The following is a 2410-nucleotide window of genomic DNA, read 5'->3' as shown; positions in this document are numbered from 1 at the left end:
GGCCGGCCCGGCCGGGGTGCGGCCATCGTCGCTCCGACGGCCTCCATGGCGCGCATGGACCACTCGGCGGGTTCGGCCCACGGGTGGAGGGCCAGATTGAACGTGCCCCAGTGGATCGGCAGCATCACGCCCGCGGCCGGATCACCGCCCTGGAGGTCGAGGTGCGCCCGGACGCCCTCGTCCGGGCTCATGTGGATGTCGGGCCAGGCGCCCGGGTCGGGCTTGCCGTGCATCCGGTCCTCAGGCCAGTTGGTCGAGTACGCGCCGATCTGGATCATGGTCGCGTCGAAGGGCCCGTGCTCCGCCCCGATGTCCCGGAAGCCGGAGAAGTAGCCGGTGTCGCCACTGTGGTAGACGCGGTGCTCCGGCCCGGCGGCGACCCAGGACGCCCAGAGGGTGTGCTGCTGGTTGCGCAGGGCGCGCCCGCAGAAGTGGCGGGCCGGAGTGGCGGTCAGGGTGATCCCGGCGACGGGCACGGTCTCGTTCCAGTCGAGCTCGTGGATGCGCTCGGGGGCGATTCCCCAGTGCTCCAGATGAGCACCGACTCCGAGCGGCACCGCGAAGGCCGTTCCGCTGCCCGCCAGGGCCTTGATCGTGGGCAGGTCGAGGTGGTCGTAGTGGTCGTGCGAGATGACGACGACGTCGACGGAGCCGAGCGCGGCCAGCGGGACGGGCACCGGGTGCAGGCGCTTGGGCCCCGCGAAGGGGAACGGCGAACAGCGATCCCCCCACACGGGGTCGAACAGCACCCGGGCGCCGTCGATCTCGGCGAGCACACTGGAGTGTCCGAGCCAGGTCAGACGCAGGCCCGTGGCGGGCGGCTCGGCCAGGTCGGCCACGGTGGTCGCGTGGACCGGCACGACCCCGGACGGTGCTCTGCGGGCTCGTGCCTCCCTGCGGAAATACCCCTTGGCGAAGTCGATCATGGAGCCGGACGGGACGGTCCGGGCCTCTTCCGGGTTCTGGAACACCCCGTCGGCGAAGTGGGGCGAATTGCGGATGCGCTCCATCCGGGCCCCCTCCGGATCGGCCCCGAAGGCCGCGGGGCGGAGCGAGCGGAGTCTCGCACGGAGGGAAGGCTGGTTGTCGGCGCCGGTCACAGCAGCTCCTGGGTCGGTCGGGGTCGCTCGGTCGGGAATGCGGGACGCGTCGGAAGGGCGGGCCGGAGGCCGCCGCCCCCGTACCGCGCCGGGTCAGGCACGCGGCTGACCGTACACATGCTCGATCCGGAGGGTGAGGACGACTCTGCGGTCCCGCACCATCGCCCGGCGGTAGTCGTCCCAGTCGGGGTGTTCGCCCTGGACGTCGCGGAAGAGCGTGATCAGCTGCTCCACCGTCCCGTCATGGAGGTCGGCGGCCGGCGGGGTGAGTTCGGCGGTGGCGTCGACAGCGGTCCACGCCCAGCGGTCGTCGCTGGTCACGTGGTACGTCGCGCGGGGGTCCCGGCGTAGGTTGCGTGTCTTGGCCCGCCCCTCGGTGATCGACACCCGGATCACCCCTTCGTCGGGGTAGTAGGCGTGGTTCACGTTGGAGAGCTGGGGCCTGCCGTCGCGCTTGAGGGTGACGAGCACGCCTCCGTCGTGTTCGCCGATGAGGCGGAGCAGGGCTTCAGGTCCGGGGTCGTTGTCGCTCATGCCGACTCAACGTCCGTGCCTGCCCCAGGATTCCGCATCGGGCGGCCGGACAGGGGCCGGACGGGGAGCCGCGGTCACCGGGGTACGGGCGGCCGGAGACCGGATCGGCCCATTGGTTAGGGTGGCCGGGTGGCAAGAGTCCGGCTGAGCGTGACGGAACGGCGCGAGGAGCTCCTGCGCGCTGCCGTCGAACAGATCGAGGTGCGGGGCGTGTCCGCGGTGAGGATCGCCGATGTCGCCTCCGTCCTGGGCGTGAGCAACGCCCTGGTGCTCTACCACTTCTCGACCAAGGAGAAATTGGTGGCCGCGGCCTTCGCCTATGCGGCCGAGGCCGACCTGGCCCGTCTGCGTGCTGTCTCTTATACACATCTAGAGACAGGGTCAGGCCAAGGGCTGGCGGCTGTGGATCGAGGGCTGGGCCGCCTCGCTACGGGATCCGGCGCTGCGGGAGGTCGCCGGCGACCTCGACCAGCAGTGGAAGGCGGAGCTGGCCGAGGTCATCGAAGAGGGCGCGGCGGCCGGTGAGTTCCGCTGCGACGACCCGGTGTCCGCGGCCTGGCGGCTGACAGCCCTGCTGGACGGCCTGGCCGTGCAGATGACGTCGTACGCGGGCCCCCTCTCGCGCACCACCATGCTGCGGTGGACCGACGAGGCGCTCGCCCGCGAACTCGGGATCGAGAGCACGGTCCTGACGGCCTGAGCCCCGCCCTGCCCCGCGGCCTGGCAGGCCTGATGCGGCGGCGAATACAGGTGCGGCTACAGCTACAGCTACGGCT

2 protein-coding genes and 1 pseudogene are annotated in these 2410 nt (G+C 71.6%); 1 reads left to right on the top strand and 2 read right to left on the bottom strand.

Going from position 1 to position 2410, the window contains the following annotated elements:
- Nucleotides 1-1100 (bottom strand): MBL fold metallo-hydrolase (locus IH13_RS0128760; protein WP_031088931.1); only part of this gene is annotated, 1100 nt, incomplete at its 3' end.
- Between the two features lie 93 nt (nucleotides 1101-1193).
- Nucleotides 1194-1634 (bottom strand): PPOX class F420-dependent oxidoreductase, encoded by a 441-nt coding sequence (locus IH13_RS0128755; protein ID WP_031088928.1) that lies wholly within the window; start codon nucleotides 1632-1634, stop codon nucleotides 1194-1196.
- Nucleotides 1635-1784: 150 nt separating this feature from the next.
- Here IH13_RS0128755 and IH13_RS38725 point away from each other — a divergent pair.
- Nucleotides 1785-2334: pseudogene (locus tag IH13_RS38725) on the top strand (TetR family transcriptional regulator C-terminal domain-containing protein).
- The last annotated feature ends 76 nt before the right edge of the window (nucleotides 2335-2410 follow it).

This window comes from Streptomyces sp. NRRL WC-3549 (assembly GCF_000721935.1).
Taxonomy (GTDB): domain Bacteria; phylum Actinomycetota; class Actinomycetes; order Streptomycetales; family Streptomycetaceae; genus Streptomyces.
Note: the sequence above shows the minus strand (reverse complement) of the source record. Positions and strands in the feature narration are given on the sequence as shown.

Coding starts and splice junctions, on each gene's coding strand:
- IH13_RS0128755 (WP_031088928.1), bottom strand. CDS start 1,634: ATGAGCGACAACGACCCCGGACCTGAAGCCCTGCTCCGCCTCATCGGC.